This is a genomic window from Streptomyces sp. NPDC085460 (assembly GCF_044541975.1).
Classification (GTDB): Bacteria; Actinomycetota; Actinomycetes; order Streptomycetales; family Streptomycetaceae; genus Streptomyces.
Window position 1 is genome coordinate 510,004 of the sequence record NZ_JBITTO010000004.1, and the last position, 26,630, is coordinate 536,633.

Consider the following 26,630-nt stretch of genomic DNA (forward strand, 5'->3'; position numbering starts at 1 on the left):
CACAGCCATGACGACGTCGGGCCAGGACCGGACGAGGGGCGGCGGGTACGGGACGGGGGCGGCGCCCGAGACGGCGCTGGTTGCGGGGCGGGTCAGCGGGGCGTACGTGGGTGACGGTGTGGCCGGCTTCCTCGGTGTGCCGTACGCGCGGGCACCGTTCGGGCCGCTCCGCTTCCGGGAGCCCGAGCCGGTGGAGCCGTGGGAGGGGGTGCGGAAGGCGAAGGAGTTCGGGGCGACGGCGCCGAAGCGGCCGTACGCTCCGCCGCTGGACGCGCTGTTGCCGGACCCGAGCGTCGAGGGGGACGACTGCCTCCACGTGAACGTCTGGGCTCCGTGGAGTCCTGACGGTCCGGCGGGCTGCTCCGGTGGCGAGGGGGAAACGGGCGGCGGCAGGCCGGTGATGGTGTGGATCCACGGCGGGTCGCTGATCCACGGTTCGAACGCCGTTCCCGTCTACGACGGTTCCGCGTTCGCGCGCGACGGCGTGGTCCTTGTCTCCGTCAATTACCGGCTCGGCGTGGAAGGGTTCGGCGTCTTCCCCGACGCGCCGGCCAACCTCGGGCTGCGCGACCAGATCGCCGCGCTCGCGTGGGTCCGGGACAACATCGCGGCCTTCGGCGGCGACCCCGGACGGGTGACCGTCTTCGGGGAGTCGGCGGGCGCGATCTCGATCGCGGCGCTCCTCACCTCGCCGCTCGCCCGCGGCCTGTTCCGGCGGGCGGTCGTACAGAGCGGCGCGCCGATGGCGCTGCCCCTGGAGCGGGCGCGCCGGACGACGGAGGCGATGGCGAAGCGGCTGGGGATACCCGCGACGGCGGAGGCGTTCGCGGCGGTGGACCGGGAGCGGTTGCTCACGGCGCAGACCGAAGTGACGGCGAAGGGTTCGCCGTTGGCGGGCGGCGGGCACGCGTTCCAGATCGCCGTGGACGGTGACGTCGTGCCGCGCGATCCGGCGGAGGCCCTGACGACGGCCGACCCGGCCGGGGGCTCGGGACGGCAGGCTGCTGGGCACGTGCCCAAGGGCGCCTCCGATGGTGCGTGCGAAGGGGCGGGTGTGGCCTCGGGTGGCGTGGACCTGCTGATGGGGACGACCGCGGAGGAGTACCGGCTCTGGTTCGTACCCGGCGGGCTCGTCGAGCGGCTGTCGCCGCTGATGCTGCGGCTGGCTCTGTGGAAGACGCGGGTGCCGTCCCGTACGGCACGCGTCTATCGGGCGAACCGGCCCCAGGCGCGGCCCGGCGAGGTGCTGGGGGCGCTCGCCACCGACAAGTTGCTGCGGGTGCCGTTGAACCGCGTCGCCGACGCGCGGCTGCGGTCGGGGGCGGTGGGGCGGACGTATCTGTACGAGTTCGGCTGGCCGTCGCCGGTCCTCGGATTGGGCGCCTGCCACGCCCTGGAGCTCGGTTTCGTCTTCGACACCCTCGACACGCCGGAGGCGGAGGCGATGACGGGACCGGACGCGCCGCGCGAGCTGGCGGCTGCGATGCACGCGGCCTGGGTGGCGTTCGCGACGGACGGCGATCCCGGGTGGCGGGCGTGGGACGCGGAGCGGCCCGTGATGACCTTCGGCGCGGGTCGGCCGGCCGTCGTCCTGGCCCCGCGGGAGGACGAACGCCGCGCCTGGGACGTCTGATCCGGCTGCCGGGTCCCGCCCCGCCCCTCACCCTCGCGCCCCTCGGCAGGCAAGAGCCCCTGGACCGGGAGCGCCCCCTGAGCGCGGGCCTCCCGTCGACGGGAAGGATCCGGCGGCGCGGTGGGTTCGTATCGAGGGAAGCACCGAACGGGCAGACAGAAGGAAGGCACCAGGGATGAGCGTCGACACCACGACCACCGAGGCGACGGAGCGTTCCGAGGAGGAGACCGTCCGCCGGATCCTGACGGCAACGGGTGGCACCTGGGCGATCGTGGGCCTGTCCTCGAACCGGGAGCGTGCCGCGTACGGGGTGGCGGCCGTCCTCCAGCGCTTCGGCAAGCGGATCGTGCCGGTCCACCCGAAGGCGGAGACGGTCCACGGCGAGCCGGGTTACGCCTCCCTCGCCGACATCCCCTTCCCGGTCGACGTCGTGGACGTCTTCGTCAACAGCGACCTCGCCGGCGCGGTGGCCGACGAGGCGCGGGAGATCGGCGCGAAGGCGGTCTGGTTCCAGCTGGGCGTCGTGGACGAGGGCGCGTACGCCCGCACGACGGGCGCGGGGCTGGACATGGTGATGGACCGCTGCCCCGCCATCGAGATCCCGCGCTTGGGCTGATGCCCAAGCTGAGCCCGCATCCCGGCTGATGTCCAGGACGTCTGGGCTGATGCCCAAGCCGCGTTCTCGTGCCCGGTCGTCAGGCCGTGGGGCGCCCGAGGTCTTCCAGGACGACGGCGTTCGGGAGTTGGGCGATCGCCTTGCCCGGGACGATGATCTTGCCTCGGCGGCGGCCGCTGCCGATGAGGACCCACGGGGTGTCGATGACGGCGGCGTCGACGAGGAGCGGCCAGTCGGCGGGGAGGCCGATGGGCGTGATGCCTCCGTACTCCATGCCGCTGTCGCCGGTCGCCGTGTCCATCGCGGCGAAGCTCGCCTTGCGCACGCCCAGGTGCTTGCGCACGACGCCGTTGACGTCGACGCGCGTCGCGGACTTCACCACGCACGCCGCGAGGGTCGTCGTCTCGCCCCGCTTGCCGGCGACGACCACGCAGTTCGCGGACTGGTCGAGCAGCTCAGGGCCGTAGTGCTCGACGAAGACGGCGGTGTCGGCGATGGCCGGGTCGGTGTCGACGTACAGGACCTGCTCGGCCGGGACCGGGCCGGTCCAGGCGCGGACGGCCGCGGCGACGGGCGGGGTGAGGAGGCCGAGGCAGTCGGGGGCGGGCAGGGCGTCGTCGAAGTCTCCGATGGGTGCGCGCATGCCCGCCACGCTAGCCGCTGCCACACGCCGCGCGGCCGGACGTCTCAGCGTACGGGCGTCTCAGCGTACGGGCGTCTCAGCGTACGGGCGGGATCGAGACGGCCATCGTCATCTCGACCGTCTCGTCGCCGTCATTGCGGTAGGTGTGCGGGGCGGCGGCCTCGAAGGCGACGGAGGTGCCGGCGGGGACGGTGTGCTCGACGCCGTCGACGATCAGGGTGAGCACGCCGGCGACGACGTGGAGAAGTTCGGTGGTGCCCTGCGGGTGCGGGTCGGACGCGCTGCCCTCGCCCGGGACGAGGGACCAGGACCAGAGTTCGAGGGGGCCGCGGGCCTCGGTGCCGACGAGCAGGGTGGTGTGGCTGCCGGCCGGGGTGGACCACATGCGGACGGCCTGCTCCGGCGGCACGAGCCGGACGTGGGGGCCCTGCTCGTGGTCGAGGAGGGTGGTGATGGAGACGCCGAGGGCGTCGGCCAGCTTCACGGTGGTGCCGACGCTCGGGTTGGTCCTGGCCTGCTCGACCTGGATGATCATGCCGCGGCTGACCCCGGAACGGGCGGCGAGCGCGTCCAGGGTGAAGCCCCGTTCGTTGCGCCAGCGCTTGAGGTTGCGGGCGAGCGACTGGGTCAGTTGGTCGAGGTCCGACACATTCCGTCCAATATCTTGGATGACATAGTTCAACAGACTGCACTACGGTGGGGTGTACCCGACTGTGCACTGCACTGTACTGCCCCGCTCCGCCCCGTACCTGCCTGCGAGGAACCCCCATGACCGCCGTGTTCGCCCTGGCCACCGCCCTCCTGTGGGGCTTCGCCGACTTCGGGGGTGGACTGCTCACGCGGCGCATCCCGGCCCTCACCGTCGTCGTGGTCTCGCAGTGCATCGCCGTCGTCGTCCTCGGCACGGTCGTCGTCGCCACCTCGGCGTGGACCGAGGCCGGGCCCGGACTCTGGTACGCGGTCGCCGCCGGCGTCGTCGGCCCGGCCGCGATGCTCGCCTTCTACAAGGCGCTCGCGCTCGGCCCGATGGGCGTCGTCTCGCCGCTCGGTTCGCTCGGCGTGGTCGTCCCCGTCACCGTCGGCCTGGTTCTGGGCGACCGGCCCGGCCTGTTCCAGGTCGGCGGCATCCTCGCGGCCGTGGTCGGCATCGTCCTCGCGGGCGGCCCGGAACTGCGCGGCGCGCCCGTTCAGCGGCAGGCCGTGCTGCTCACCCTGTTCGCGGCGTTCGGGTTCGGCGCCGTCATGGCCCTCATCGCGGAGGCGTCCACGACGGTCACCGGACTGTTCCTGGCGCTGTTCGTGCAGCGCGTGACCAATGTGGCCGTCGGCGGCGGCGCGCTGTACGTCTCCGTCCGGCGCGGTGGCCGCGCGCTGCCCGAGGAGGGCTTCGGAGTGATCCGCGGCGCGCTGCCGGCGCTCGCCTTCGTGGGCCTCGCCGACGTCGCCGCCAACGGTACGTACGCGCTGGCCGCGCAGCGCGGCCCGGTCATCGTCGCCGCCGTGCTCGCGAGCCTCTACCCGGTGGTGACGGCGCTCGCCGCCTTCGGCCTGCTCCGCGAACGCCTGCGCGTGATCCAGGCGGCGGGCGCGGGCCTCGCCCTCGTGGGCACGGTCCTCATCGCGGGCGGCTGACGCGCCCCGCGTCCACCTTCTCCGCCGCCTCCACCGTCTCCGCCGCATCCGGCGTCCCCGGCGCCTCCGCCGCATCCGGTGTGTCGGTCACGTCCAGCGTGTCCGCCGCCTCCGTCTGCTCGACCTCCCAGGCCGCGAGCGCCGCCAGCTGCTCGGGAGTGACGTGCTCGGGAATCGGCTTCGGGGCCGGGGTCCGCAGCGGCGGCTGCCAGCCCTGCTCCGGATCCCAGCGCCGTACGACCCTGGCCGGGGCGCCCGCCACCACCGAGTGGTCCGGCACCTCGCCGCGTACCACCGCGCCGGCCGCGACCACGACGTTGCGGCCGATCCGCGCGCCCGGCAGGATCACCGCCCCCGTGCCCAGCCAGCAGCCGGGGCCGATCGAGACGGGTTCGGAGCGGGGCCACTGCCGGCCGATGGGCTCGTGCGGGTCGTCGTAACTGTGGTTCGTCGACGTGATGTAGACGTACGGCCCGCAGTAGGTGTCCGAGCCGATGGTGATCGTCGTGTCGGCGATGACGTGGCTGCCGCGGCCGAGCACGACGCCGTCGCCCAGCGTCAGGACCGTTTCCGTGCCGAGCTCAAGGCCCGGCAGCATCCCGGCGGTGAGGGTGACCTGTTCGGCGATGATGCAGCACTCGCCGATCTCGATCCACCGCTCGCCGAAGACCGTGCCCTGCGGGAAGGCCAGCCGGGTGCCCGCGCCGAGCCGCCGGAACCGGAGGCGTCCGGGGTGCTCCGCGGTGACCGCGCCCGCCTGCTGCGCCCAGCGCCAGCCGCCCTGGAGGGCGTGGGCGACGACCCGGCGCCGCCAGGCGGCCAGCGATGAGAACGTGTTTCCGTTTCTGGGCACCCCGATACCGTAGTCGGCGGCTTCGGGCCTGATCAGTGCGGTCCCCTGTGATGTCCGTCATGGGCTCGGCATAGGGTGCGGGCAGACAACCGGAAGGCGCGACACCACCTCGGCCGCGCGGGCCGTGCACCACGGCCGCGCGAGCCGGAGAGACCCCAGGAGTGACCCATGGCAGAGGCGTTGATCCAGGCCGTTGGCGGCAAGGAGCCGGACGTCGACCCGACCGCCTTCACGGCCCCGACGTCGGTGGTGCTCGGCGAGGTGACGCTCGGCGCGCGCGCCAGCGTCTGGTACCACGCGGTGCTGCGCGCCGACTGCGGGCCCATCACCGTCGGCGAGGACTCGAACATCCAGGACAACTGCACCGTCCACGTCGACCCCGGCTTCCCCGTCTCCATCGGCGACCGGGTGACGGTCGGGCACAACGCGACCGTGCACGGCTGCGTCATCGAGGACGACGTCCTCGTCGGCATGGGCGCGACGGTCCTCAACGGGGCACGGATCGGCGCCGGCTCGCTGGTGGCGGCGCAGGCGCTGGTGCCGCAGGGCATGGAGATCCCGCCCGGCTCACTGGTCGCCGGCGTCCCCGCGAAGGTGCGCCGCGCCCTGACGGAGGAGGAGCTGGCGGGCATCCGGCTGAACGCCGAGATGTACCTCCACCTGGCCAAGAGCCACGCCGAGGCGTACGACGGCTGAGCGCCGTTGCAGGACCGCCGACCGCCCGTCGCGGCCCGTGGCGGTACGTGACGGAGGGCGGCACCCGGGACGATTCCCGGGCGCCGCCCTCCGCCGCGTACGACCGCGCGCTCGGAACGTCTGGTACGGCGGCGGGCTTCGGACCCGCTCGTACGGCCGCGCGTGCCCGGACCCGCTCGCCATGCAGCGGACTCGGTACCCAGTACCCAGTGCTCGGTACCCGGTACCCGGTACCGGCTCGTACCGCCGCGTCCCCGGTCCGCCTCGTACGGCCGGCCGCCCGCCCGGTCAGTCCGCCGCGACCGGCTCCAGAGGGGCCTCCGCGCGGTGGTTCGTCTCCGCCTCCGCCGCAGCAGCGGCTTTCTTGGCGCGGTTCTTGATGATCAGCATGGAGGCGACGCCGATGAGGACGGCGAGCACCAGCCCCAGCCAGGAGAAGCGCTTCAGCCACGCCTCGGCGACGATGCCGACCGAGTAGATGACGGCGGTCGTGCCGCCCGCCCACAGGATGCCGCCGAAGACGTTGGCGACGAGGAACTTCCAGTACGGCATCTGGAGGACGCCTGCCAGCGGCCCCGCGAAGATCCGGAGCAGGGCGACGAAGCGGCCGAAGAAGACCGCCCACATGCCCCACTTCTGGAAGGAGCGTTCGGCGAGCGCGATGTTGGCCTCGCTGAAGTGCTTGGGGAATCTGCCGCCGAGCCAGGCGAGCAGCGGGCGGCCTCCCCTGCGGCCGATCGCGTACCCGATCGAGTCGCCGATGATCGCGCCCGCGGTGGCGCAGCCGCCGAGCACGTACGGGTTGATGTCGCCGTGCTGCGAGGCGAGCAGGGCCGAGCTGACGAGGACGATCTCGCCGGGGAGCGGGATGCCGAGGCTCTCCAGTCCGATCACCACCCCCACCAGCGCGTAGATCGCGACGGGCGGGATGGTCTCCAGCCACTCCTGGACGTGCAACGCGGGTTCCTCCCGTTGTGCAGGCGCGGTCCCCGGTCACGGGCCGCTGTGGTGGCGTGCCCCGCGTCGGGCACGCCGCCGGGCAGCCTACCTGCTCGTTTCGACGGGCCGCGCGCACGAACGGGACCCGGGCCGGAACGGTGTCCGGCTCGGGCCCCGGTGCCGAAACGGGTGCTTCGCTACTTGCAGAACGCGGACGCGAGCGCGGCCGCCGACCCCGCGTTGTAGCCCTTCTCGTAGTTCGGGTCGATCTGGGCGACGCCGGGCTTGGGCTCCTTCTTCTTGCAGTCTTCCCTGGTGTCGGAGACACCCTGTCGGTAGCCCATGCGGTACTGCTCCTGGGCGTCCTTCTGCTCGGCTTCCTCGACCGTGCCGCACTTGGTCTCAGGGGTACCGGCCTGGAGGGCCGTGATCTCCTGGCCCGGCTTGAAGAAGCCGGTGCTCGAGATCTCGCCCTTGGCGTTCGCCGTCCCGGTCGAGGTCTGGCCGCCGCCTTCTATGAGATAGGCCTTCCCTGGCCTGAAGCCCTTGCCCGAGACGTCGACCGTGCCGCCCGTAGCGCTCGGCTTGACGCTGCACGTGGCGGAGGGCGCGGCCTGTGCCGCGCTGGTGGAGAACGCCACGGATCCGATCAGCAGCGAGGAGGCGGCCAACGGGGCCAGTACCGCGTTGCGTATCTTTCTGTTCACTTCTCTTCCCTCCAGTGGCAGAACCCGCACTGTCAGGCACGGGACGGAGAGGTGATGAACCATGGATGGTCACGGATGGGCACGACAGTCGGGCACGGCAGCGCGCTCAGATACACGCGTTTCCGACGCCCCGCCGGAGTGGACCGGAGGCGTCAACGCGCCGTGGAGAGCCCCGCGTGGTGGGGGCCATCGTCCACGGCCCCGGCCTCGTACGATTGCCACCCATCCGCGGCGGCCCTGAGGGACCTCACGTACTTCCATCGTCTCGCGGCCCACGGGGCCTGTCGATTCGGGCCGGACCCCGTCCCGGCCCCTTGAACAGGGCCGCCGGCGCGACGCGCAACTCCTCGCGCGCCACGAGCGCGGGACGCGCAGCCCCTCGCGCGCCACGTGCGCGGGACGGCCGTACAACGGCTCGCGCCCGGAACGCGTGAGAACGCGTGCCGAGCGCTGTCCCGTACCCACCGAGCTTTCCACGGAAGGCGTCTGACGGGCCGACAGCACGACGGCTGGGCAACGTCATTCGGAACTCCCCCGGCCGCGAAGCCTACGAGTTCGGCCGAAGCGTCCACAGGACGGTCATCTCGCCGGTGACGGCGCCGTCCTCGCGGGTGATGTCGATGCGGACCGGGAACTCGGGGCGCCGGCCGGCGTCGAGGTCGGCGACGACGTCGGCGATCGGGCGGCCGAGGGTGGCGGTCGCGGTGACGACGCCCATGGCCAGCTTCTTGTACGCGATCTCGGCGTTGACGGCGAGCGGTACGGCACGGCCGAGCTGGTCGCCGAAGGCGGCCAGCACGATGGCGCCGCTGGCGGACTCGGCGAGGGTGAACATGGCGCCGGCGTGCGGACCGCCCACGTGGTTGTGGTACGCGGGCTGGTCGGGCAGGCGCACGACGGCGCGCTCGGCGGTGGTCTCCAGGAACTCGAGGTTGAGGGTTCCGGCCATGGGGACCGTGGCGGCGAGCATGTCGCCTATGGACTTCTGGTTCGCGCTCATGGACCGCGATGTTACCCGTGAGTAGAAGTCTTGGCCATGCCTCTGCGGTCCTCGCCGCCACCTCCGCCGAAGGGGCCGGGCATGGCCGGGCCGCCCGCGCCCCTCTATCGTTACGGCCCATGTGGCCAGGACAGCAGCCGCCCGGGGGCGAGCAGAACCCGCAGGACCAGAATCAGAACCCGTACCAGCAGCCGGGGTACCAGCAGCCGAACCCGTACCAGCAGCCGACCCAGCCGGGCTACCCGCAGCAGGGCGGCTGGCAGCAGCCGGGCTACCCGCAGCAGGGGCAGCCTCCCCAGGGGTACCCGCAGCAGGGACACCCACAGCCGGGGCATCCGCAGCCGGGTCACCCACAGCAGGGACATCCGCAGCAGGGGTACGCGCAGCCCAACCCGTACCAGCAGCCGACCGTGCCGCAGTACCAGGTGCCCGGCCCCACCCCGCCGCCGCAGGGCTCCGGCGGCGGCGGAGGCAAGCGGACGACTCTGATCGCGATCGCGGCCGCCACCGCCGTCGTCGTCGCCGCGGGCGTGACCACCTTCTTCGTCCTGGGCGACGACGACAAGGAGAACGTCGCCGACAAGCCGGGAACGACCACGTCCGCCCCGCCCACCGGTACGGCCTCGACGGACCCGACCGCGCCGGCGGAGCCGACCGACGGCGCCACGACGGAGCTGGACAACCCGCGCGACGGCAAGACCTTCGAGCCGACCATCCCGGGCTGGAAGGTCGTCCACAATCCGAAGTACGGCACCCTCTTCGACGTCCCGCCGGAGTGGGAGGTCCTGAAGCCCACCATGAACACCGGCTTCGCGGACGCCAAGAAGGGCGACGGCAGCCCCCTCGTCATCATGTCGGGCCCCACGGACTACAAGAGCAAGTGGTGCGCCTTCGACAAGGACAAGAACGGCACCCCCGAGACCTGGGGCCTCGCCTCCGCCGGCACCAAGGGCCTCCAGGGCGCGAAGGACACCGCCACCGCCGCGCAGGGACAGGCCGGAACGTGGGTGTGGGCGGCGTTCGCCCAGCACATGCCCGAGAAGAGCATCAAGATCACCAAGGCAGTCCCGTACACGACGGCGTCCGGACTCAAGGGAAGCCTGGCCACGGCCACGGCCCCCGGCGTGAAGAAGCGCAACAAGTGCGAGACCGACGGCAAGTCGGTCGCCTTCACCTTCCTCAACGGCGCGAACGACTACGCGGCCTTCGTGCTGTTCGGGGTCGACGGCGTGAAGGACGAGCTGCCCGACGCGACGATCAAGAAGATCCTCTCGACGGTCCGCCTCACCGAGCAGTCCACGTCCTGATCGGACGTCCGGAAGCCGTTATCCGGTTTGGCAGGAAGGGGAGGAGGCGGGGATAGTCCCGGAGTGACGAAACGCTCCGCCTCCCCCCACGGCACCCGCCGCCCCGAATGGGCCGGTCGCAACTACGTGCTGCTCACCGCCGCGACCATCGTGACCAGTCTCGGCGCGAACGGCGCCCTGATCGCCACCACCTGGGCCGTCTTCGAGGCCGGCGGCGACGCGGGAGACGTGGGCCTGGTCTCGATGGCGCGCTTCCTGCCGCTCGTCCTCTTCCTGCTCATCGGCGGAGCCGTGGCGGACCGCATGCCCCGGCACCGGGTGATGGTCGCGGCCAACACGGTCAACTTCGTCTCCCAGGCGGTCTTCGCCGCCCTCGTGCTCTCCGGCACCGCCGAACTCTGGCAGATGATGGTGCTCACCGGGCTCTGCGGCGCCGGGCAGGCGTTCTTCAACCCGGCCGCCGAGGGCATGCTCATGTCCAGCGTCACGGGCGAGCAGGCGAGCCGCGCCTTCGCCTTCTACCGGATGGCCATGCACGGGGCTGGCATCGGCGGCGCCGCGCTCGGCGGGGCGCTCGTCGCCTTCGTCGGCGCGGGCTGGGTCCTCGCCATCGACGCGGCCGCGTTCGCCGTGGCGGGAGCCCTGCGCGCCTTCCTCGACGTCAGCGGCATCCCGGAGCGCAAGCCCGGCGGCGGCCTCCTCGCCGATCTGCGCGAGGGCTGGCAGGAGTTCACCGGCCGCCCGTGGCTGTGGTCGATCGTCGCCCAGTTCTCCGTCGTCGTCGCGCTCATCGGCGCGGTCGAGTCGGTGTACGGGCCGCTGGTCGCCCGGGACGAACTCGGCGGCGCCCGCCCCTGGGGCATCGCGCTCGCCGGATACGGCGTCGGCACCGTCGCCGGCGCGATCCTGATGACGCGGTGGAAGCCGCGGCGGTTGCTGCTCGTCGGCACGCTCGGCGTGTTCCCGATAGCGCTGCCCTCGGCGGCGCTCGCCGTCCCGCTGCCCGCGGTCGGGCTGACGGCGGTGATGTTCGTCAGCGGTGTGGCGATGGAGATCTTCGGCGTCTCCTGGATGACGACGATGCACCAGGAGATCCCGGAGGAGAAGCTGTCCCGGGTCTCCGCCTACGACTGGTTCGGCTCGACCGCGCTGCTGCCCCTGTCGACGGCGCTCGCGGGCCCGGCCGAGACGGCGTTCGGCCGGACGGAGTCGCTGTGGGGCGCGGCGGCACTGATGACCCTCGTCACCGCGCTCGTCCTCCTCGTCCCGGACGTACGGAACATGACCCGGCGTCCGCACGGGCTGCCGGCGGCGCGGGGCAACGGTGACGGGAAGGGCGACGGAGGGACGCGGGGAGGCGGCGGCGCCAAGGGGGGTGGCGGAGGTACGGACGTCGACGGAGGCGGGGCCCTCGGCGCGCCCGTGGCCGCGGCGGGCGGACCGGTCGGGGCGGGCGGACCCGTCGCGGCGGCGGCCGAAGCCGTCGCCGTGGCACCCCCGCCCGACGTGTCAGCCGAAGCCGTCGCCACGGCATCCGCCCCCGACGTGTCAGCCGAAGCCGTCGCCGTGGCACCCGCGCCCGACGTGTCAGCCGATGCCGAAGGCGCCGTCCGGCGGAACGGGTGACCCCACCGCCTCGGCGTCGTCCACCGCTACGGCGTCCCCGGTGAACCGCGCCAGCGCCTCCCCGTGCTCCACGCGCGCGGGAAAGGCGTCCCCGGCGGCCCGGCGGCTGAGGGCGGGGACGTCGAGGGGCGCGGCGGAGGCGACGAGGATCGCGTTCCCGAACCGCCGGCCGCGCAACACCGTCGGTTCGGCGATCAGCGCCAGCTCGGGGAAGACGGCGGCGAACGTGGCGAGCTGGCCGCGGAGGAAGGCGAAGGGCGCGCCGTCGGCCAGGTTGGCCGCGTAGATCCCGCCCGGACGCAGCACCCGCCGGAGCTCGCGCGCGTACGCGAGGGAGGTCAGGTGGGCCGGGACGCGCGAGCCGCCGAAGACGTCGCCGACGATCAGATCGGCCGAGTCCGCGGGCGCCGTCCCCAGCCACGCGCGCGCGTCGGCCGTGTGCACGGTGACACCCGAGCCTTCGGGGAGCGGCAGGTGCTCGGCGACGAGCGCGACGAGTCCGCCGTCGGCCTCGACGACGTCCTGACGCGATCCGGGCCGGGTGGCGGCGACGTAACGGGGCAGTGAGAGCGCCCCGCCGCCGAGGTGGAGCACGTCCAGCGGCAGGCCCGCGTCCGCGGCGCCGTCGACCACGTGCCCGAGCCGGCGGGCGTACTCGAACTCCAGGTGGTCCGGGGCGTCGAGGTCGACGTACGACTGCGGGGCGCCGTCGACCGTCAGGAGCCAGGCCCGCTCCCGGTCCACGTCGGGCATGAGGCGCGCGGTGCCGTGGTCGACGGTACGCAGGACGGGGATCTGCTCGTTCACTCCTTCATTGTGCAACCGCACAGAGCCTGCTCGTACCAGGCACACGTGTCCTAGCCCGCCCACACGGCCGCGACCGACCTCGCGTGCGCGGCGGCCTGGGCGTGTCCGGCGCGCGCGGCGGCGCCCCGCTGGGCGGGGTCGAGCGCGCGGGCGCCGAGCACGGCCTTGGCGTCGGCGTCGGGCGTGATGACCTTGACGCGCGCGCCGCCGGCGATGAGGTCGGCCGCCTGGCGTGACGGCGCGTGCACCACCTTGTTGCCCAACGCCGTGGGCGCCACGACGACCACCCGCCGCCGGCCGATCGCCAGGTGGGCGTTGGCGGTGGAGTGGATGCCGCCGTCGATCCAGCGCCGGCCGAGGAGGCTCGCGGGCGGCCAGGCGCCCGGGATCGCGCAACTGGCCGTGACCGCGTCCACGAGCCCGACCGTCTCCCCTGCCGCGTCCTTCGCGCCGTCGAAGACGCCGAGCGCGCCGCTCTCCGCGTCGACCGCCGTGATCCGCAGACGGCCGGCGGCGGGCCAGTCGGTGAGGTCGCCGAGGCGCTTCGCGACGGTGGCCCGCCGGGTCGCCTCGTCGACGGTCCGGGCGCCCAGGGCGAGCCGGCCGAGCTTGCGCCCGTACGCCTCCGGGGTGCGGGAGGTGAGCACGGCGAGGGTGTAGCGGAGGAGGGTGCCGGCACCGAAGCGGACGGCCGGTTCGGCGTCCGTGCCGTCGAGCTGGCGCCCGTACAGCTCCGAAAGGGGGATGCCGGCGGTGAGCAGCGCCCCGACCACGGCGCCGGCGGAGCTGCCGACGACCAGGTCGGCGCCGGAGAGGTCCACGCCCGCCTCGGCGAGGCCGTGCAGGACGCCCACCTCCCAAGCGGCACCGACGAGCCCGCCCGCGCCGAGGACGAGCGCCCTCCCTCCGCCCGCAGCACCGCCCCCCGCTGCCTCCGCCACACCGCCCGTCGCTGCGTCCGTCGTGCCGGCCGTCGTCTCGCCCATGGGCGTCCCCGCGTCGCTCATGAGCCGAGTCTCGCGCAGCCGTCGAGCGGCGGGGTGGCCGTGACGAATACGAGGAGGGTGGCGGCGTCAGAGGTGCTTGAGTGCCTCGCGGACCGACAGCGGAGAGAAGAGGGAACGGTTGCCGGCGACGAACGCCCGGACCTCGCCGGGGGCGGTCTTGGCGTACTCGCGCAGGCTCCAGCCGATCGCCTTCCGGAGGAAGAAGTCCGTGTCGGCGGCGCGCCGCAGGCAGTACGCGAAGAGCCGGTCGGCGTCCGTGTCGGCCTTGAACCGCAGTTGGTGCAGGAGGGCGGTACGCGCGATCCACGGATCCTCGTCGTCGATCCAGACGTCCATCTCCGCCGCGAGCGCCGGGTCGACGGCGACGAGTCCGCCGACGACATGGGCGGCGAGGTGGTCGACGGTGTCCCACCAGGACACCGTCGTCACGAGCCGGCGCGCCACCGGAAGGAACCCGGACGAACAGCTCTTGACGTGCCGTCGCAGATAGTCGACGGCGAAGTAGTGGTACTCGCGCTCGGGAAGGGCGAAGCAACGCAGCGCGACAGCCGCACAGTCATCCTCGCTGGGGCGGGGCGTGCCGGCGAGGACAGTACGGGACAGGGCGCGGCGCTCCGGTGTGCGGATGCCCAGGAAGGGCGCCACGCCCTTCATGTACGCCACCATCTCCTGCGCCCGGAAGGGGTTCCCGGCGGCCGGGTAGAGCACGGTGAGCCGGCCCAGGACCGCGTCGGCGAGCTCGCTGTCGGGGACGCGAACGGGGACGGGGGCGGGGATGGGAAGGACTGGTTCTGGGCCGGGACCGGGACCGGTGGAGGCGTCGGGTTCCGGGGCGGACATGGCGCACATTACGGCGATCATACGGAGGTGTCCGTTACTCTCCCGGGATGCTCGCTCCCGTGCCCCGGCCGACGGACCCGTTCGCCGTCCGCTGCTCCCGGGCCCTGCTCTCGCCCCGGGCGCGGCTCTCGCTGCTCGCGCTCGTACTGCTGACCGCCGGGACGCTGGTGCTGTTGTACGAGCCGCAGCGGCTGCTGTCCTCGGGGTGGCCGCAGACGGGCGGCGCGGCCGCGGTGCTGCTGTTCGCGTCGGCGTACGGGCTGTGCACGGCGGCGTTCGTGCCGCGGCCGGTGCTGAACCTGGCGGCGGGCGCGCTCTTCGGCGCGGCGGCCGGTCTGACGGCGGCCGTGGCGGGAACGGTACTGGGCGCGGGCATCGCGTTCACGCTGGGGCGGGTACTGGGGCAGGACGCGCTGCGGCCGCTGGTCAAGGGGCGGTGGCTGCGGGCGGCGGACGGGCAGCTGAGCCGGCACGGATTCCGCTCGATGCTGGCGATCCGGCTCTTCCCGGGCGTGCCGTTCGCCGCCGCCAACTACTGTGCGGCGGTCTCGCGGATGGGGTACGTGCCGTTCCTGCTGGCGACGGCGATCGGGACGGTGCCGAACACGACGGCGTACGTGGTGGCCGGGGCGCAGGCGGGCGAGCCGGGGTCCCCCGCGTTCCTGATCTCGGCGGGGTTCATCGTGCTGTCGGGGCTGGGCGCCGCGGTGATGGCCTGGCGGAAGCGACACGCGCTGAGGCGCCCCGCCGCCGGAACCACTCCCGCCGCGCCGGCGGCGGCCTCGCCCCCGGCCTCGCCCCCTTCCTCGACGCCGGCTCCGTCGCCGCCCCCGGCCCACGCTCCGGCCCTCGCCTCCGCCTCCGACATGGGCTGATCACGAACACGTCACCTTGGGGCGGTACAGTGCGCTCGACCTTCTGACGCACTCGTACATACCGGGACGGCCCAAGCCCCATGAGTTGGTTCGAATCGTTCATCCTCGGACTCGTCCAGGGGCTGACGGAGTTCCTTCCCATCTCCTCCAGCGCGCACCTTCGGCTGACCGCTGCCTTCGCCGGCTGGGAGGACCCGGGCGCGGCCTTCACGGCGATCACGCAGATCGGCACGGAGACCGCCGTCCTGATCTACTTCCGCAAGGACATCGGCAGGATCGTCACGGCATGGTGCCGTTCGCTGACGGACAAGTCGATGCGCTCCGACCACGACGCCCAGATGGGCTGGCTGGTGATCGTCGGCTCGATCCCGATCGGTGTCCTCGGCGTCACGCTCAAGGACCAGATCGAAGGCCCCTTCCGCGACCTGCGGCTCATCGCCACCACGCTCATCGTGATGGGCGTCGTCCTCGGCATCGCCGACCGGCTGGCGGCCCGCGACGAGATCGGTGGCCGGCACCGCGCGATCCGCGAGCGCAAGACGCTCAAGGACCTGGGCATCCGCGACGGCCTGATCTACGGCTTCTGCCAGGCGATGGCCCTCATCCCCGGCGTCTCGCGCTCCGGCGCGACGATCTCCGGCGGTCTGCTGATGGGGTACACCCGCGAGTCCGCCGCGCGGTACTCGTTCCTCCTGGCGATCCCCGCCGTACTCGCCTCCGGCGTCTTCGAGCTGAAGGACGCGACCGAGGGCGGGCACGTCTCCTGGGGCCCGACGATCTTCGCCACGATCGTCGCCTTCGGCGTGGGCTACGCGGTGATCGCCTGGTTCATGAAGTTCATCACCACGAAGTCCTTCATGCCGTTCGTGATCTACCGAATCCTGCTCGGAATCCTGCTGTTCGTGCTGGTGGGAGCAGGTGTACTGAGCCCGCACGCGGGCGAGTCCGGGCACTGACGCGGAGGCGCGACGCCCACCCGGGGGCGGTTCCTGCGACGCGGGAACCGCCCCCGCCCGTTTCCGCAGGAACCGCGCACGGTCGTCGGGCGCGCGGTCGTACGGACAGGGAGCGCACGCCTCTTGGCGGGGTGTGCCGACTGCCCCGACACTGAGGCGATGACGCAACGCGTGGACCTCGCGAACGTGATGGACCGGCTTGCCGTGGAGGACCTGGTCACCGGTTACGCGGTGGCCGTGGACGACGCCGACTGGACCGCCTACCTGGCCCTCTTCACCCCCGACGGACGCGCCGACTACACCGGCTCCGGCGGCATCGAGGGGCCCGCGGCCCGGGTGGCCGACTGGCTGGCGGAGACGATGACGCTCTTCCCGGTACGCCAGCACCTCATCGTCAACCGGCGGGTGACCCTGCACCGGCCCGGCGGCTACGCCGAGACCGGCGACGCGGCCGAGGTCCGTGCCGACTACGTCAACCCGATGCGGATGGCCTCCGGCGAGGACTTCGTCTGCGGCGGCCGATACGCCTTCGCGGCGCGCCGCATGGCCGACGGCTGGCGGTTGCGCTCGGTCGTCGTGGAGGAGCGCTGGCGCCGGCTCCCCTGACCGGGCCTCGCCCCGGCGCGCGGCGCAGACTGGAGGCGACGAGCGGGAGGCACGCCATGCGGAACCCCTTCGGGAGCACGGAGCCGGACCCCGGGTCCCGCGCGGAGCCGGACCCCCGGCCGCGCGCCGCGCCGGAACCCGGGGCCGGGCCTGGGGCAGGACCGGGGTCCGGGTCCGGGTCTGGGGCAGGACCAGAGTCCGGGTCCGGGTCCGAGGCAGGACCAGGGTCCGGGTCCGGGGACGGTGCGGTGCGGGGGCGGCGGGGGGCGGGGCTGGCGCGGTCGCTGCTCGCCGTCGTTCTCGGGGCGCTGCCGGTGCTCGCCTTCCCCGCGCCCGGGCTGTGGTGGTGGGCGTACGTCTCGCTGGTGCCCTGGCTGCTGCTGGTACGGACGGCTCCGGGCGCACGGCGGGCGGCGCTGGACGGGTGGTGCGGGGGCATCGGCTTCCTGCTGGCCATGCACCACTGGCTGCTTCCGAGCGTCCATGTGTTCCTGCTGGTGATGGCGGTGCTGCTGGGATTGCTGTGGCTGCCGTGGGGGGTCCTCGTACGAGCGCTGCTCGGCGGGGCGCCGACGCCCGCGCGGGCCGCCGCCGCGCTGTGTGCCGTGCCGTCGGGGTGGCTGCTGATCGAGCTGGTGCGGTCGTGGGAGGGGCTGGGCGGGCCGTGGGGGCTGCTCGGCGCGAGTCAGTGGGAGGTGCCGGCGGCGCTGCGGCTCGCCTCGGTCGGCGGGGTGTGGCTGGTGAGCCTGCTGGTGGTGGCGGTGAACACGGCGCTCGTGCTGCTGATCGCCGTGCCGGGGCTGCGGGCGGTGGGGGTGGCGGGGCTCGCCGCGTACGCGCTGGTGGTGGGGACGGCTGTGTGGGGCGTCGGGGCGCCGCGGCCGTCCGGGTCGGTGCGGGTGGCGATGGTGCAGCCGGGGGTGCACGGCGGGACGGACGGTGCCGAGCGCCGGCTCGACCGGGCCGAGGAGCTGACGCGCGGCCTCGCCGGGCAGGACCTCGACCTGGTGGTGTGGGGCGAGAGCGGGGTGGCCCGGGACCCGGCCGCCGATCCGGAGCTCACCGCGCGGCTGACCGCGCTGGCGCGGGCGGTCCACGCCCCGCTGCTCGTGAACGTGGACGCGCGGCGGGAGGACCGCCCCGGCATCTACAAGAGCGCGCTGTTGTTCGCGCCGGACGGGCCGACCGGTGACCGGTACGACAAGATGCGGCTCGTGCCGTTCGGCGAGTACGTGCCGGCGCGCGGTCTCTTCGGCTGGGCGACCTCCGTGGGCAAAGCCGCGGAGGAGGACCGGCGCCGGGGCACGGCACCGGTGGTGATGCGGTTGCCCAACGGCGAGCGCCCGCTGACGGTGGGCCCGCTGGTCTGCTTCGAGTCCGCGTTCCCCGACATGAGCCGCCGCCTGGCCGGGGACGGGGCCGATGTGATCGTGGTGCAGTCCGCGACCAGTACCTTCCAGCGGAGTTGGGCACCCGCACAACACGCGTCCCTGGCCGCGCTGCGTGCGGCGGAGACGGGCCGGCCGGTGGTGCACGCGACGCTGACCGGGGTCAGCGCCGCGTACGGCCCCGACGGCCGGCGGGTGGGACCGCCCGTCGGCACGGACGCGAGCACCGCCGTCGTACGCGAACTGCCCCTGTCGGAGTCGACGACCGTCTACGCCCGCTGGGGCGACTGGCCGCTGTACGGGGCGTTCGTGGTGATCGGCGCCGTGGCCGTGGCGGCGGGTACCGGTGCGGCCAGGCGGACGGGATTCAGGCGGACCGGATTCAGGCGGACGTGATTCAGGCGGAGGGGGTTCAGGCGGGCGGGGTTCAGGCGGACCGGAGGAGGGCGTCGCGGACGACCTGCTCGCACAGTTCGTGAGTGAGCAGGGCGTCGCGAGCGCTGAGCACCCGGCCGTCGCGTACGGCGTCGAGGAAGGCGTGCACGGACTGCTCGATGCCGCGCTGCCGGGCGACCGGGACCCAGTCCCCGCGGCGGCGGACGGTGGGCTGGCCCTTGTGGTCGACGACCTCGGAGAGGTTGAGGACCTGGCGCTTGGTGTCCTGGCCGGACACCTCCAGGACCTCCTCGGTGGAGCCGTTCATCCGGTTCATCATGCCGATGGCGGTGAAGCCGTCGCCGGAGAGCTGGAGCACCACGTGGTGCATGAGCCCGTCGCGGATCCGGGCGCGGACGTCGATGTGGTCGGCCTCGCCGGGCAGCAGGAAGCGGAGGGTGTCGACGACGTGGATGAAGTCGTCGAGGACCATGGTGCGCGGGTCCTCCGGGAGCCCGATCCGGTTCTTCTGCAGCAGGATCAGGTCGCGGGGGTGGTCGAGGCACTGGGCGTAGCCGGGGGCGAGGCGCCGGTTGAAGCCGACGGCGAGGGAGACGGCCCGCTTCTCGGCGAGCTCGACGATCCGCTCGGAGTCGGCGTACTCGTAGGCGAGCGGCTTGTCGACGTACGTGGGGACGCCGGCGTCGAGGAGGCGGGTGGCGATCTCGGCGTGGGCGGCGGTGGAGGCGTGCACGAAGGCCGCGTCGAGTCCGGCGGAGAGCAGCGAGTCGAGGTCCCGGTGGCGGCGCGTGGCCGGCAGGTGGAAGGTGTCGGCGACCCGGTCGAGGGTAGTGGGGGTGCGGGTCTGGAGGTGCAGTTCGACCCCGGGGAGGGTGGCGAGGACGGGCAGGTACGCCTTCTGGGCGATGTCGCCGAGTCCGATGCAGCCGATCTTCACGGGGTCTCCCTCTGCGGTGGTCCGACGGCCCGTGGCACGGGGGCCGTTCGCGCTGGTCAGCTTACGCGGGAGGATTCCGTGGCGGCCGGGGGGCGCCAGTCGGCGATGCCGTCGAAGCCGCGGAGGACGAAGCCGGGGCCGAAGCGCGAGACGGTCCGCACGAGCGTGTCGCGCAGCAGGACGGCGGGGCGGGCCGAGACGAGGGTGAGGGCGCCGGTGCGGGCCGCCTTGCGGACGAGGGCGGTGGTGCGGGGCAGCCGGTCGGCGGTGTACGCGGCGAGGGCCGGTCCCGGGTCGAAGGCGGCCGGGGTACGGGCGTGGTGGGCGAGGACGACGGCGTCCTCGACGGCCTGGTTGCCGCCCTGTCCGAGCGTGGGCATCATCGCGTGCGCCGCGTCGCCGAGGAGCACGGTACGGCCCTGGTGGTAGGCGGGCAGCGGGTCGGTGAGGTGGTGGACGTCGTGCCGCAGGATCCGGTCGGGGTCGGCGGCGGCGAGGAGTGCGGGGACCGGGTGGTGCCAGTCGCCGAAGAGCCGGAGGAGTTCGGCCCGCTCGTCGTCGGGGGCGTGGGCGCCGGCGGGCGCGGCGGCCATCGCGTACGCGTAGATCCGGCCGTCCTTGAGGGGCTGGGTGCCCCAGAGGCGCCCCGCGCCCCAGGTCTCGTGCGGGGCGAAGGGCCGCTCGGGGGCGGGGACGACGAGCCGCCAGGTGGTGCAGCCGGAGTAGCGGGGGCCGGGGTGGGCGGGGAAGAGCGTGGTGCGGGCGGCGGAACGGATCCCGTCGGCGGCGACGACGAGTTCGGCCTCCCGTACGCCGTCGGGGGCGATGACCCGGGCGGGTGTACGGGCGTCGCCGGGGTGGTCGAGCACGGCGGGCGCACCGGTGCGGACCGTGTCGGCGGGGAGGGCGGCGGCGAGGAGTTCCACGAGGGTGGCGCGGTGGAGGAGGACGAGGGGGTCGCCGAAACGGGCGGCGGCGGCGCGGGCGTCGGTCCGGGCGAGCCAGCGTCCGTCCGGGGAGCGCATCCCCCCGTCGCCCTGCCAGGCGGCGAGCGCGCGGACGCGGTCGCCGAGGCCGATCACGTCGAGGGCGCGCAGGGCGTTGGGGGCCAGGCCGAGGCCGGCGCCGACGGGGGCGAAGTCGGCGGCGCGTTCGAGGACGGTGACGTTCCAGCCGCGCTGGTGGAGGGCGACGGCGGCGGTGAGGCCGCCGATGCCCGCTCCCAGGACGACGGCACGGTGCTGCGGCATGACTGCTCCTCGGGTCGGGCGGGACGGGGGCGGAAGGGGCGGGTCGGGCTGGGTGGCGTGCCCGCCACCCCTGTCGAACTACACCTGTAGTGCGACCGGACGCCTCGACCGTACTACAGGTGTAGTTGGGAGGCCATGGGTAGGTTGTCCCCATGACCGCGCGCACCCCCGCCCAGGCCGATCCCGCCCCTTCGAACCGCGCCGAGCGGATCGGCGACGCGGCGCTCGACCTGCTGGTCGAGCGCGGGATGCGCGGGCTGACCCACCGCGCGGTGGACGAGCGGGCCGGGCTGCCGCAGGGCTCGACCTCGAACCACGCGCGCACCCGCCAGGCCCTCCTGGAGACCGCCGTACGACGGCAGGCAGCGCGCGAGGCTCAGGTCCTGACACCGGACGAGCTGCCGCCTCCCGGTGCGGGGCCCGAGCTGCTCGCGGACGCCCTCGCCCTCGCCCTGCACCGCTATCTGACCGACCACCGGGCGCTGCTCGTCTCCCGCTACGAGCTGGCCCTGGAGGCGACCCGCCGCCCCGAGCTGCGCGGCTTCTTCGACCGGGCGGGCTCGGCCTTCCACGACCCGGTGACGGCGATGATGCGGGGCGCCGGCTCGCCCGCCCCGGAGCGGCACGCGCTCTCCGTCATCGCCTGGTGCGAGGGGCTGATGTTCTCCTGCGCGGCCGGCTCCTTCCACGCGGCCGTGCCGAGCCGGGCGGAACTGCGCACCGGTTTCGACGAGTTGCTGCGCGGAATGCTCACCGGGACGTCACCGTGGGACCCTGGCGCGGAATCCGGTGATCCGCCACCATGCGACATATGACCACTCATCACACCGAAGCGCCCGAACGCGTCTGGCCCGCCACCACCACCGGCGAGCGCCAGGCCCTGGAGCAGTGGCTCGAATTCCATCGCGCCACGCTCGCGATGAAGTGCGCGGGCCTCACCGACGAACAGCTCCGCACCGTCTCCGTCCCGCCCTCCGACCTCAGCCTGCTCGGCCTGGTCCGCCACATGGCCGAGGTCGAGCGCGGCTGGTTCCGCAAGGTCCTCGGCGGCGAGGCGGCGCCCTGGCTCTACGCCGACGAGGAGGACGCCGACCGGGACATCCGCGCCGCCGGGGGCGACACCTACGAGGCGGCGTACGCCGTCTGGCAGGCGGAGATCGCCGAGGCCCGCGCGCTCGCCGCGGGACGCGACCTCGACGACCTCGGGGCGGCCGCCCACCACCGCAGCGGCGAGCTCTACAACCTGCGCTGGATCTACCTCCACATGATCGAGGAGTACGCGCGGCACAACGGCCACGCCGACCTCATCCGCGAGCGCATCGACGGCGCCACCGGGGCCTGACGCGCGGTACGCGGCCCTCGTCCGGTCAAGGAGGGTGACGGGGCGCTCACCCGTGCGGGGCATTCCCCGCCGGTAGGGGTTCGAAGATCGGCGCGGGGCGAGCAGAGTGGCGCGGGTGCATGAAACCCGAACCTCCGCGCGCCTGCTGGCCGGAGCGGCCGCCGCCGTCGCCCTGACCGGGTGCGTGGCCGTCGACGGGCCGCCTCCGGCGCCCTCGCCGGCCCCCGCGCCCGTCGCCGATCCCGTACGGCCCGCCCAGGACGTCGCGCCGCAGATCGTCCTCCAGGGGCCGGCCAGGGAGGCGCTGGAAGCGGCCCTCCCGTCGCCGCCGTCCCGCACGGCCGCGCCGCGCGGCGAGACCCGGCGCGCCACCGGCCACGCGGCCCCGTCCCGTACCCCCTCGCCCGAGCCGTCCTCCCCCGCCGCCCGGCGCACCTCGCCCCCGCCCGAGCCGCCGGTCCCCGCCACGGCCGTACCCGGGGCGCGGGAGGCGGCACGGCTCGCGGAACGGCTGCCGCAGGCACCGCCGGTCTCCCGCGAGGACGTGTGCGAGCTGGGCGAACGATACGGCGGCTGGGACCCGGCGGGCGTGGAGGCCGGACTCTGCCGGGGCGCGTACGGGCGCTGAGCCCGCAACCGTCCCCCGCGCGGAGGGCCCGTCGCCGCCCCAGGCACGCAGGCCGGGCACGGGCGCTGAAGCCCCGCCGCCTCCCCGGGCACGCAGCCCAGGCACGGGCACCAAACCCGCAGCCGTCACCCCTCGCGGAGGCGCCTGTCCAGCCGTTCGATCGCGGCCCGGACGCCCATGCCGTACCGGTCGTCGTCGAGCGCCTCCGAGGCGGCGCGGGCCCGGTCCAGATGGGCCCGCGCGGCGTCCGGCCGTTTCAGCTTGGCGTAGTCGGCGGCGAGGTTCAGGTGCAGCGAGGGGTAGAGGGCCCGCAGGGCGGCGGCCGAGTCGTGTGCGGCCAGCCGCCCGTCCTCCAGGCCCTCGGCGGCGCTGAGGGCCCGCAGGTCCCAGGCCAGCTCGGTGTCCGGGTCGTCCTGGGCGTCCGCGAGGTAGTGGGCGAGGGTGCAGCGGTGCAGGGGGTCGCCCTCGGGGTCGAGCTGCTGCCACAGCACGCCGAGGCGGTTGCGGGCCTCCTCCCGGTCACCGCCGTGCAGCAGCATCCTGGCCTGCCCGATCCTCGTCAGGACCGCCTCGTCCGACGTCCGCTGCTGCTCGGTCACCGCGGCCTCCCGGCGCTCGCACTGCGTGGAGGTCCGACGCTAACCGGCCGCGGGCCCGATCCCTCCGAGGCTCAGCCGAGGTCGGGGATGCGCCAGTCGATCGGCTCGTGCCCCTGAGCCGCGACGGCTTCGTCGATCTGGGTGAACGGCTTCGAGCCGAAGAACTTCTTCGCCGACAGCGGCGACGGGTGCGCGCCCTTCACCACGACGTGCCGCTCCTCGTCGATGAGGGGCAGCTTCTTCTGGGCGTAGTTGCCCCAGAGGACGAAGACGGCCGGGTCCGGCCGGGACGCGACGGCCGTGATGACGGCGTCGGTGAACTTCTCCCAGCCCTTGCCCTTGTGCGAGTTCGCCTCGCCGGCGCGGACGGTGAGGACCGCGTTGAGCAGCAGGACGCCCTGCTCGGCCCACGGCATCAGATAGCCGTTGTCCGGGACCGGGTGGCCCAGCTCGGCCTGCATCTCCTTGTAGATGTTCCGCAGCGACGGCGGGGTCTTCACGCCGGGGCGGACCGAGAAGCAGAGGCCGTGGCCCTGGCCCTCGCCGTGGTACGGGTCCTGACCGAGGATCAGGACCTTGACCCGGTCGTAGGGGGTGGCGGACAGGGCCGCGAAGACCTCGTCCTTCGGCGGGTAGACCGGCCCGGCGGCCCGCTCCTGCTCGACGAACTCGGTCAGCTGCGCGAAGTACGGCTTGGCCAGCTCCTCGCCGAGGACGCCCCGCCAGGACTCGGGCAGCATGTTGATGTCGGTCACGGTCCACAACCTCCGGTGGTTCGGCAGTTCCGACACGGAACCTACCGGGACCCACTGACAGTGGGCCCCGGCGGCCTCCGGTACGGGTGACTACCAGCTGGCCCGGCGGTGCAGCTCCCACAGCTGCATGACGGTCTGCGGGTCGAGCGCGCGCTCGCCGCCGCCGATGTCGTCACGGGCCGCGATGTACAGCTTGCCCTGCCACAGGGGCAGCAGCCGGACGTCCTCGACCATGATCGACTGTGCCTCGACGAACTCGTCCGTGACGGCCCCGCGGTCGCTCTCGCGGCGGGACTTGGGCAGCAGCTCGTCGGTGATCCGCGGGCTCAGGTAGGGCGTGCCGAGGACCGTCTTCTTGCCGAGGAAGGGGGCGATGAAGTTGTCCGGGTCCGGGAAGTCGGGGAACCAGCCGCGGCCGAAGACCGCGTACTCGCCCTGCTGGTAGGCGGCCTGGTACTCGGTCCACGGCTTGCCCTGGATGGTGACCTTGAAGAGGCCGGAGTCCTCCAGCTGGCGCTTCAGCTCGGCGAACTCGGCGGCCGTCGAGGAGCCGTACCGGTCGGTCGTGTACCAGAAGCTCAGCTCGACCTTCTCGGTGATCCCGGCCTTCTCCAGGATCTTCTTGGCCTTCTTCTTGTCGGGGTGGCCGTAGGTGTCGAAGAACTTGGTGGTGTGGGCGGCGATGCCCTTGGGCACCATGGAGTACAGGGGCTCGGCGGTGCCCCGGTAGACCTTGCTGACCAGTTCGTCGCGGTTGACGAGCTGGGCGATGGCGCGGCGGACGGCCGGGTCGGCGACGGACTCGTCCTCGGTGTTGAAGACCAGGTAGCGGATGTCGGCGCCGGTGGACTCGACGAGCTGGAGGCCCTGGTTCGCGTCGTTGTCCTCCTCCAGGGAGGTGACTTCCTCGGCGGTGAGGCCGCGGTAGGTGGCGTCGATCTCCTCGGCGCGCAGCGCCTTGACCATCGCCTCCGACTGGTCGAAGTACTTGATGGTCACGCCGCCGTTCTTGCGGTCGGCGAAGCCCTTGTAGGACGGGTTGCGGGTCAGCTCGGCCTGCTTGCGCACCTCGTACGAGTCGAGGACGTACGGACCGGAGCCGGCGATCTTGCCGTCCTTCGGGCGGAGCTGGTCGGCCGGGTACTCGGCCGGGTCCACGATCGACATCGCCGGGGTGGCGAGGATGAAGGGGAAGGTGGCGTCGGGCTTGTTGAGCTTGAAGACGACGGTGCGCTCGCCGACGGTCTCGATGGAGTCGAGCGAGCCGAGCATGCCGTTGGGGCCGCCCTCGGCGTCGATCGTGCGGATGCGCTCGATCGAGTGCTGCACGGCCTTGGCGTCGAGCGTGTGGCCGTTGGAGAACTTGAGCCCCTCGAAGAGCGTGCATTCGTAGACCCGGCTGGACGTGTCGGTGAACTTGCAGTCCGCCGCGTCCGGCTTCGGTGTGGTGCTTCCCGTCGGGAAGCTCAGCAGGGTCTGGTAGACGTTTCTGAAAAGCTCCCAGGAATTGTCCCAGGAAGCCGCGGGATCGAGTGTCGTCGGAGAACTCGTGGTCCCGATCGTGATCCTCTGCTCCCCGGCGGACTCGGTATCCGAGAAAACACCGCATCCGGATACCAGGGATATGGACGCAAGGGCTGCAGCGGCCTGCAGACTCGTCCGGTTGAACACGTGCACGCTCCTCGTTCAGCCTGGGGTCGGCCGACGATACCGCAGTACCCCGCCAGGTCAATGGGCGAGCCCGGCGGGGCACTTGAGGCAATCAAGACGTAACCGGGGCCAATCCGGACAGGTAATTCCGGAAAGTGTCCGGTAATCGGTCACCCGACTCCGGCGTTCAGGAAAATGCCCCCGTCGACGACCAGCGTCTGACCGGTGATCCAGCCCGACTGGTCCGAGGTCAGGAAGGCCGCGGCGCCCCCGATGTCCTCCGGCACGCCGAGCCGGCCCATCGGGTAGGCGGCGGCCGCCTCGGCCTCCCGGCCCTCGTAGAGCGCCTGGGCGAATTTCGTCTTCACGACGGCCGGCGCGATGGCATTCACCCGGACCACCGGTGCGAATTCGTGCGCGAGCTGCTGCGTCAGGTTGATCATCGCGGCTTTGCTCACCCCGTACGCGCCGATGAACGGGGAGGCGGAGATTCCGGCGACCGAGGCGATGTTCACGATCGCGCCGCCGTTCTCCTTCTGCCAGGCGTGCCAGGTCCGCTGCGCGAATCCGAGCGCCGAGACGACATTCGTCTCGAAGACCTTTCGGGCCACGTCGAGGTCCAGGTCCGCGATCGGGCCGAAGACCGGGTTCGTGCCGGCGTTGTTCACCAGGAAGTCGACGCGGCCGAAGGCGTCCATCGCGGCGGCGACGGCGGCGGCCTGGTGGGCGGTGTCGTGGGCCTTGCCCGCGACACCGACGGCCCGGTCGGCCCCGAGCCGCTCCACGGCCTCCTTGAGGGCGTCCTCGCCGCGCCCGGTGATGACGACCCGGTCGCCGCGGGCGACGAGCGCCTCGGCGATGCCGTAGCCGATGCCCCGGCTGGCGCCGGTGACGAGGGCGACCCTGCCGGAGAGCTCCGGCGGCTGCTGTGCGGTCATCCCG

Annotated in this window: 28 protein-coding genes; 13 read left to right on the forward strand and 15 right to left on the reverse strand. The window is 73.2% G+C overall.

Annotated features, from left to right (window positions below; all coding sequences use genetic code 11):
* Positions 1–7 precede the first annotated feature (7 nt).
* Both ACIGHB_RS13380 and ACIGHB_RS13385 read left to right on the forward strand, forming a co-directional pair.
* A complete protein-coding gene (locus tag ACIGHB_RS13380) occupies positions 8–1,633 on the forward strand; it encodes a carboxylesterase/lipase family protein (RefSeq protein ID WP_399912574.1) in 1,626 nt (541 codons plus the stop codon).
* A 175-nt stretch (positions 1,634–1,808) separates the two neighbouring features.
* A complete protein-coding gene (locus tag ACIGHB_RS13385; protein WP_399912577.1) occupies positions 1,809–2,249 on the forward strand; it encodes a CoA-binding protein in 441 nt (146 codons plus the stop codon).
* Positions 2,250–2,328: 79 nt separating this feature from the next.
* Here the strand turns inward: ACIGHB_RS13385 and ACIGHB_RS13390 are convergent, their stop codons facing one another.
* Both ACIGHB_RS13390 and ACIGHB_RS13395 read right to left on the reverse strand, forming a co-directional pair.
* Positions 2,329–2,892 (reverse strand): YbaK/EbsC family protein, encoded by a 564-nt coding sequence (locus tag ACIGHB_RS13390; protein WP_360313322.1) that lies wholly within the window; start codon positions 2,890–2,892, stop codon positions 2,329–2,331.
* Between the two features lie 76 nt (positions 2,893–2,968).
* A complete protein-coding gene (locus ACIGHB_RS13395) occupies positions 2,969–3,541 on the reverse strand; it encodes a helix-turn-helix domain-containing protein (RefSeq protein WP_399912581.1) in 573 nt (190 codons plus the stop codon).
* A gap of 119 nt (positions 3,542–3,660) precedes the next feature.
* On the opposite strand from ACIGHB_RS13395, the gene ACIGHB_RS13400 reads away from it, so the two are divergent.
* Complete coding sequence (locus tag ACIGHB_RS13400) at positions 3,661–4,524, forward strand: EamA family transporter (RefSeq protein ID WP_388878688.1); 864 nt, start codon at positions 3,661–3,663, stop codon at positions 4,522–4,524.
* On the opposite strand, the gene ACIGHB_RS13405 is transcribed toward ACIGHB_RS13400, so the two are convergent.
* Complete coding sequence (locus tag ACIGHB_RS13405) at positions 4,508–5,377, reverse strand: acyltransferase (RefSeq protein ID WP_399912584.1); 870 nt, start codon at positions 5,375–5,377, stop codon at positions 4,508–4,510. The genes ACIGHB_RS13400 and ACIGHB_RS13405 overlap by 17 nt on opposite strands.
* 168 nt (positions 5,378–5,545) lie before the next feature.
* Here ACIGHB_RS13405 and ACIGHB_RS13410 point away from each other — a divergent pair, with 168 nt between their 5' ends.
* The gene (locus ACIGHB_RS13410; RefSeq protein ID WP_360313328.1) at positions 5,546–6,073 is read left to right on the forward strand and encodes a gamma carbonic anhydrase family protein; all 528 of its coding nucleotides are present in this window, start codon (positions 5,546–5,548) and stop codon (positions 6,071–6,073) included.
* 288 nt (positions 6,074–6,361) lie between these two features.
* Here the strand turns inward: ACIGHB_RS13410 and ACIGHB_RS13415 are convergent, their stop codons facing one another.
* The 3 genes from ACIGHB_RS13415 to ACIGHB_RS13425 form a co-directional block, all read right to left on the reverse strand.
* Positions 6,362–7,030 (reverse strand): DedA family protein, encoded by a 669-nt coding sequence (locus tag ACIGHB_RS13415; RefSeq protein WP_360313330.1) that lies wholly within the window; start codon positions 7,028–7,030, stop codon positions 6,362–6,364.
* A 179-nt stretch (positions 7,031–7,209) separates the two neighbouring features.
* Positions 7,210–7,719 carry a hypothetical protein gene (locus ACIGHB_RS13420; RefSeq protein WP_360313332.1) on the reverse strand — a complete coding sequence of 170 codons (510 nt, stop codon included), beginning with the start codon at positions 7,717–7,719 and terminating at the stop codon, positions 7,210–7,212.
* Between the two features lie 547 nt (positions 7,720–8,266).
* On the reverse strand, positions 8,267–8,719 hold the full coding sequence (locus ACIGHB_RS13425) for a DUF4442 domain-containing protein (protein WP_388878673.1): 453 nt from the start codon (positions 8,717–8,719) through the stop codon (positions 8,267–8,269).
* 119 nt (positions 8,720–8,838) lie between these two features.
* Between ACIGHB_RS13425 and ACIGHB_RS13430 the strand changes: the two genes are divergently transcribed.
* Together ACIGHB_RS13430 and ACIGHB_RS13435 are read left to right on the forward strand one after the other, a co-directional pair.
* Positions 8,839–10,026 (forward strand): hypothetical protein, encoded by a 1,188-nt coding sequence (locus tag ACIGHB_RS13430; protein ID WP_399912589.1) that lies wholly within the window; start codon positions 8,839–8,841, stop codon positions 10,024–10,026.
* Between the two features lie 63 nt (positions 10,027–10,089).
* Positions 10,090–11,652, forward strand: a complete 1,563-nt coding sequence (locus ACIGHB_RS13435) for an MFS transporter (RefSeq protein ID WP_399912591.1) — start codon at positions 10,090–10,092, stop codon at positions 11,650–11,652.
* Here ACIGHB_RS13435 and ACIGHB_RS13440 read toward each other — a convergent pair.
* The 3 genes from ACIGHB_RS13440 to ACIGHB_RS13450 form a co-directional block, all read right to left on the reverse strand.
* On the reverse strand, positions 11,614–12,459 hold the full coding sequence (locus ACIGHB_RS13440) for a spermidine synthase (RefSeq protein WP_399912594.1): 846 nt from the start codon (positions 12,457–12,459) through the stop codon (positions 11,614–11,616). The genes ACIGHB_RS13435 and ACIGHB_RS13440 overlap by 39 nt on opposite strands.
* A 50-nt stretch (positions 12,460–12,509) precedes the next feature.
* The gene (locus ACIGHB_RS13445) at positions 12,510–13,466 is read right to left on the reverse strand and encodes a patatin-like phospholipase family protein (RefSeq protein WP_399912597.1); all 957 of its coding nucleotides are present in this window, start codon (positions 13,464–13,466) and stop codon (positions 12,510–12,512) included.
* Positions 13,467–13,532: 66 nt separating this feature from the next.
* Complete coding sequence (locus ACIGHB_RS13450; protein WP_399912745.1) at positions 13,533–14,306, reverse strand: DNA alkylation repair protein; 774 nt, start codon at positions 14,304–14,306, stop codon at positions 13,533–13,535.
* Between the two features lie 47 nt (positions 14,307–14,353).
* Here ACIGHB_RS13450 and ACIGHB_RS13455 point away from each other — a divergent pair, with 47 nt between their 5' ends.
* The 4 genes from ACIGHB_RS13455 (at position 14,354) to lnt (ending at position 18,527) form a co-directional block, all read left to right on the forward strand.
* Positions 14,354–15,181, forward strand: a complete 828-nt coding sequence (locus ACIGHB_RS13455) for a TVP38/TMEM64 family protein (protein ID WP_399912600.1) — start codon at positions 14,354–14,356, stop codon at positions 15,179–15,181.
* Between the two features lie 80 nt (positions 15,182–15,261).
* Positions 15,262–16,137, forward strand: a complete 876-nt coding sequence (locus ACIGHB_RS13460) for an undecaprenyl-diphosphate phosphatase (RefSeq protein WP_360313346.1) — start codon at positions 15,262–15,264, stop codon at positions 16,135–16,137.
* A 159-nt stretch (positions 16,138–16,296) separates the two neighbouring features.
* Positions 16,297–16,743 (forward strand): nuclear transport factor 2 family protein, encoded by a 447-nt coding sequence (locus ACIGHB_RS13465; RefSeq protein ID WP_399912603.1) that lies wholly within the window; start codon positions 16,297–16,299, stop codon positions 16,741–16,743.
* A 56-nt stretch (positions 16,744–16,799) separates the two neighbouring features.
* Positions 16,800–18,527: an apolipoprotein N-acyltransferase gene (gene lnt / locus ACIGHB_RS13470; RefSeq protein WP_399912606.1), complete on the forward strand. Its 1,728-nt coding sequence runs from the start codon at positions 16,800–16,802 to the stop codon at positions 18,525–18,527.
* Positions 18,528–18,558: 31 nt separating this feature from the next.
* Here the strand turns inward: lnt and ACIGHB_RS13475 are convergent, their stop codons facing one another.
* Positions 18,559–19,464, reverse strand: coding sequence for a Gfo/Idh/MocA family protein (locus ACIGHB_RS13475; RefSeq protein ID WP_399912609.1), 906 nt, complete (start codon positions 19,462–19,464; stop codon positions 18,559–18,561).
* 56 nt (positions 19,465–19,520) lie between these two features.
* Positions 19,521–20,714, reverse strand: coding sequence for an FAD-dependent monooxygenase (locus ACIGHB_RS13480; protein ID WP_399912612.1), 1,194 nt, complete (start codon positions 20,712–20,714; stop codon positions 19,521–19,523).
* 152 nt (positions 20,715–20,866) lie between these two features.
* Between ACIGHB_RS13480 and ACIGHB_RS13485 the strand changes: the two genes are divergently transcribed.
* From ACIGHB_RS13485 to ACIGHB_RS13495, 3 genes are all read left to right on the forward strand, one after another.
* Positions 20,867–21,529, forward strand: coding sequence for a TetR/AcrR family transcriptional regulator (locus tag ACIGHB_RS13485; RefSeq protein WP_399912614.1), 663 nt, complete (start codon positions 20,867–20,869; stop codon positions 21,527–21,529).
* A complete protein-coding gene (locus ACIGHB_RS13490) occupies positions 21,517–22,056 on the forward strand; it encodes a DinB family protein (protein WP_399912616.1) in 540 nt (179 codons plus the stop codon). Before ACIGHB_RS13485 ends, ACIGHB_RS13490 begins: the two co-directional genes overlap by 13 nt.
* A 115-nt stretch (positions 22,057–22,171) precedes the next feature.
* On the forward strand, positions 22,172–22,684 hold the full coding sequence (locus ACIGHB_RS13495) for a hypothetical protein (RefSeq protein ID WP_399912619.1): 513 nt from the start codon (positions 22,172–22,174) through the stop codon (positions 22,682–22,684).
* A 125-nt stretch (positions 22,685–22,809) separates the two neighbouring features.
* Here ACIGHB_RS13495 and ACIGHB_RS13500 read toward each other — a convergent pair whose 3' ends face one another.
* From ACIGHB_RS13500 to ACIGHB_RS13515, 4 genes are all read right to left on the reverse strand, one after another.
* Positions 22,810–23,283 (reverse strand): hypothetical protein, encoded by a 474-nt coding sequence (locus ACIGHB_RS13500; protein WP_360313362.1) that lies wholly within the window; start codon positions 23,281–23,283, stop codon positions 22,810–22,812.
* Positions 23,284–23,354: 71 nt separating this feature from the next.
* Positions 23,355–24,038: a uracil-DNA glycosylase gene (ung, locus tag ACIGHB_RS13505; protein WP_399912623.1), complete on the reverse strand. Its 684-nt coding sequence runs from the start codon at positions 24,036–24,038 to the stop codon at positions 23,355–23,357.
* Positions 24,039–24,128: 90 nt separating this feature from the next.
* Complete coding sequence (locus ACIGHB_RS13510) at positions 24,129–25,709, reverse strand: ABC transporter substrate-binding protein (protein ID WP_399912626.1); 1,581 nt, start codon at positions 25,707–25,709, stop codon at positions 24,129–24,131.
* A 149-nt stretch (positions 25,710–25,858) separates the two neighbouring features.
* A complete protein-coding gene (locus ACIGHB_RS13515) occupies positions 25,859–26,626 on the reverse strand; it encodes an SDR family oxidoreductase (protein WP_360313367.1) in 768 nt (255 codons plus the stop codon).
* Between the last annotated feature and the right edge of the window lie 4 nt (positions 26,627–26,630).

What these genes read in the sequence shown, in the direction of transcription:
- ACIGHB_RS13380 (WP_399912574.1), top strand. Translation starts at nt 8, where the DNA reads ATGACGACGTCGGGCCAGGACCGGACGAGGGGCGGCGGGTACGGGACG.
- ACIGHB_RS13385 (WP_399912577.1), top strand. Translation starts at nt 1,809, where the DNA reads ATGAGCGTCGACACCACGACCACCGAGGCGACGGAGCGTTCCGAGGAG.
- ACIGHB_RS13390 (WP_360313322.1), bottom strand. Translation starts at nt 2,892, where the DNA reads ATGCGCGCACCCATCGGAGACTTCGACGACGCCCTGCCCGCCCCCGAC.
- ACIGHB_RS13400 (WP_388878688.1), top strand. Translation starts at nt 3,661, where the DNA reads ATGACCGCCGTGTTCGCCCTGGCCACCGCCCTCCTGTGGGGCTTCGCC.
- ACIGHB_RS13410 (WP_360313328.1), top strand. Translation starts at nt 5,546, where the DNA reads ATGGCAGAGGCGTTGATCCAGGCCGTTGGCGGCAAGGAGCCGGACGTC.
- ACIGHB_RS13425 (WP_388878673.1), bottom strand. Translation starts at nt 8,719, where the DNA reads ATGAGCGCGAACCAGAAGTCCATAGGCGACATGCTCGCCGCCACGGTC.
- ACIGHB_RS13430 (WP_399912589.1), top strand. Translation starts at nt 8,839, where the DNA reads ATGTGGCCAGGACAGCAGCCGCCCGGGGGCGAGCAGAACCCGCAGGAC.
- ACIGHB_RS13445 (WP_399912597.1), bottom strand. Translation starts at nt 13,466, where the DNA reads ATGAGCGACGCGGGGACGCCCATGGGCGAGACGACGGCCGGCACGACG.
- ACIGHB_RS13450 (WP_399912745.1), bottom strand. Translation starts at nt 14,306, where the DNA reads ATGTCCGCCCCGGAACCCGACGCCTCCACCGGTCCCGGTCCCGGCCCA.
- ACIGHB_RS13455 (WP_399912600.1), top strand. Translation starts at nt 14,354, where the DNA reads ATGCTCGCTCCCGTGCCCCGGCCGACGGACCCGTTCGCCGTCCGCTGC.
- ACIGHB_RS13460 (WP_360313346.1), top strand. Translation starts at nt 15,262, where the DNA reads ATGAGTTGGTTCGAATCGTTCATCCTCGGACTCGTCCAGGGGCTGACG.
- ACIGHB_RS13465 (WP_399912603.1), top strand. Translation starts at nt 16,297, where the DNA reads ATGACGCAACGCGTGGACCTCGCGAACGTGATGGACCGGCTTGCCGTG.
- lnt (WP_399912606.1), top strand. Translation starts at nt 16,800, where the DNA reads ATGCGGAACCCCTTCGGGAGCACGGAGCCGGACCCCGGGTCCCGCGCG.
- ACIGHB_RS13480 (WP_399912612.1), bottom strand. Translation starts at nt 20,714, where the DNA reads ATGCCGCAGCACCGTGCCGTCGTCCTGGGAGCGGGCATCGGCGGCCTC.
- ACIGHB_RS13485 (WP_399912614.1), top strand. Translation starts at nt 20,867, where the DNA reads ATGACCGCGCGCACCCCCGCCCAGGCCGATCCCGCCCCTTCGAACCGC.
- ACIGHB_RS13490 (WP_399912616.1), top strand. Translation starts at nt 21,517, where the DNA reads ATGCGACATATGACCACTCATCACACCGAAGCGCCCGAACGCGTCTGG.
- ACIGHB_RS13515 (WP_360313367.1), bottom strand. Translation starts at nt 26,626, where the DNA reads ATGACCGCACAGCAGCCGCCGGAGCTCTCCGGCAGGGTCGCCCTCGTC.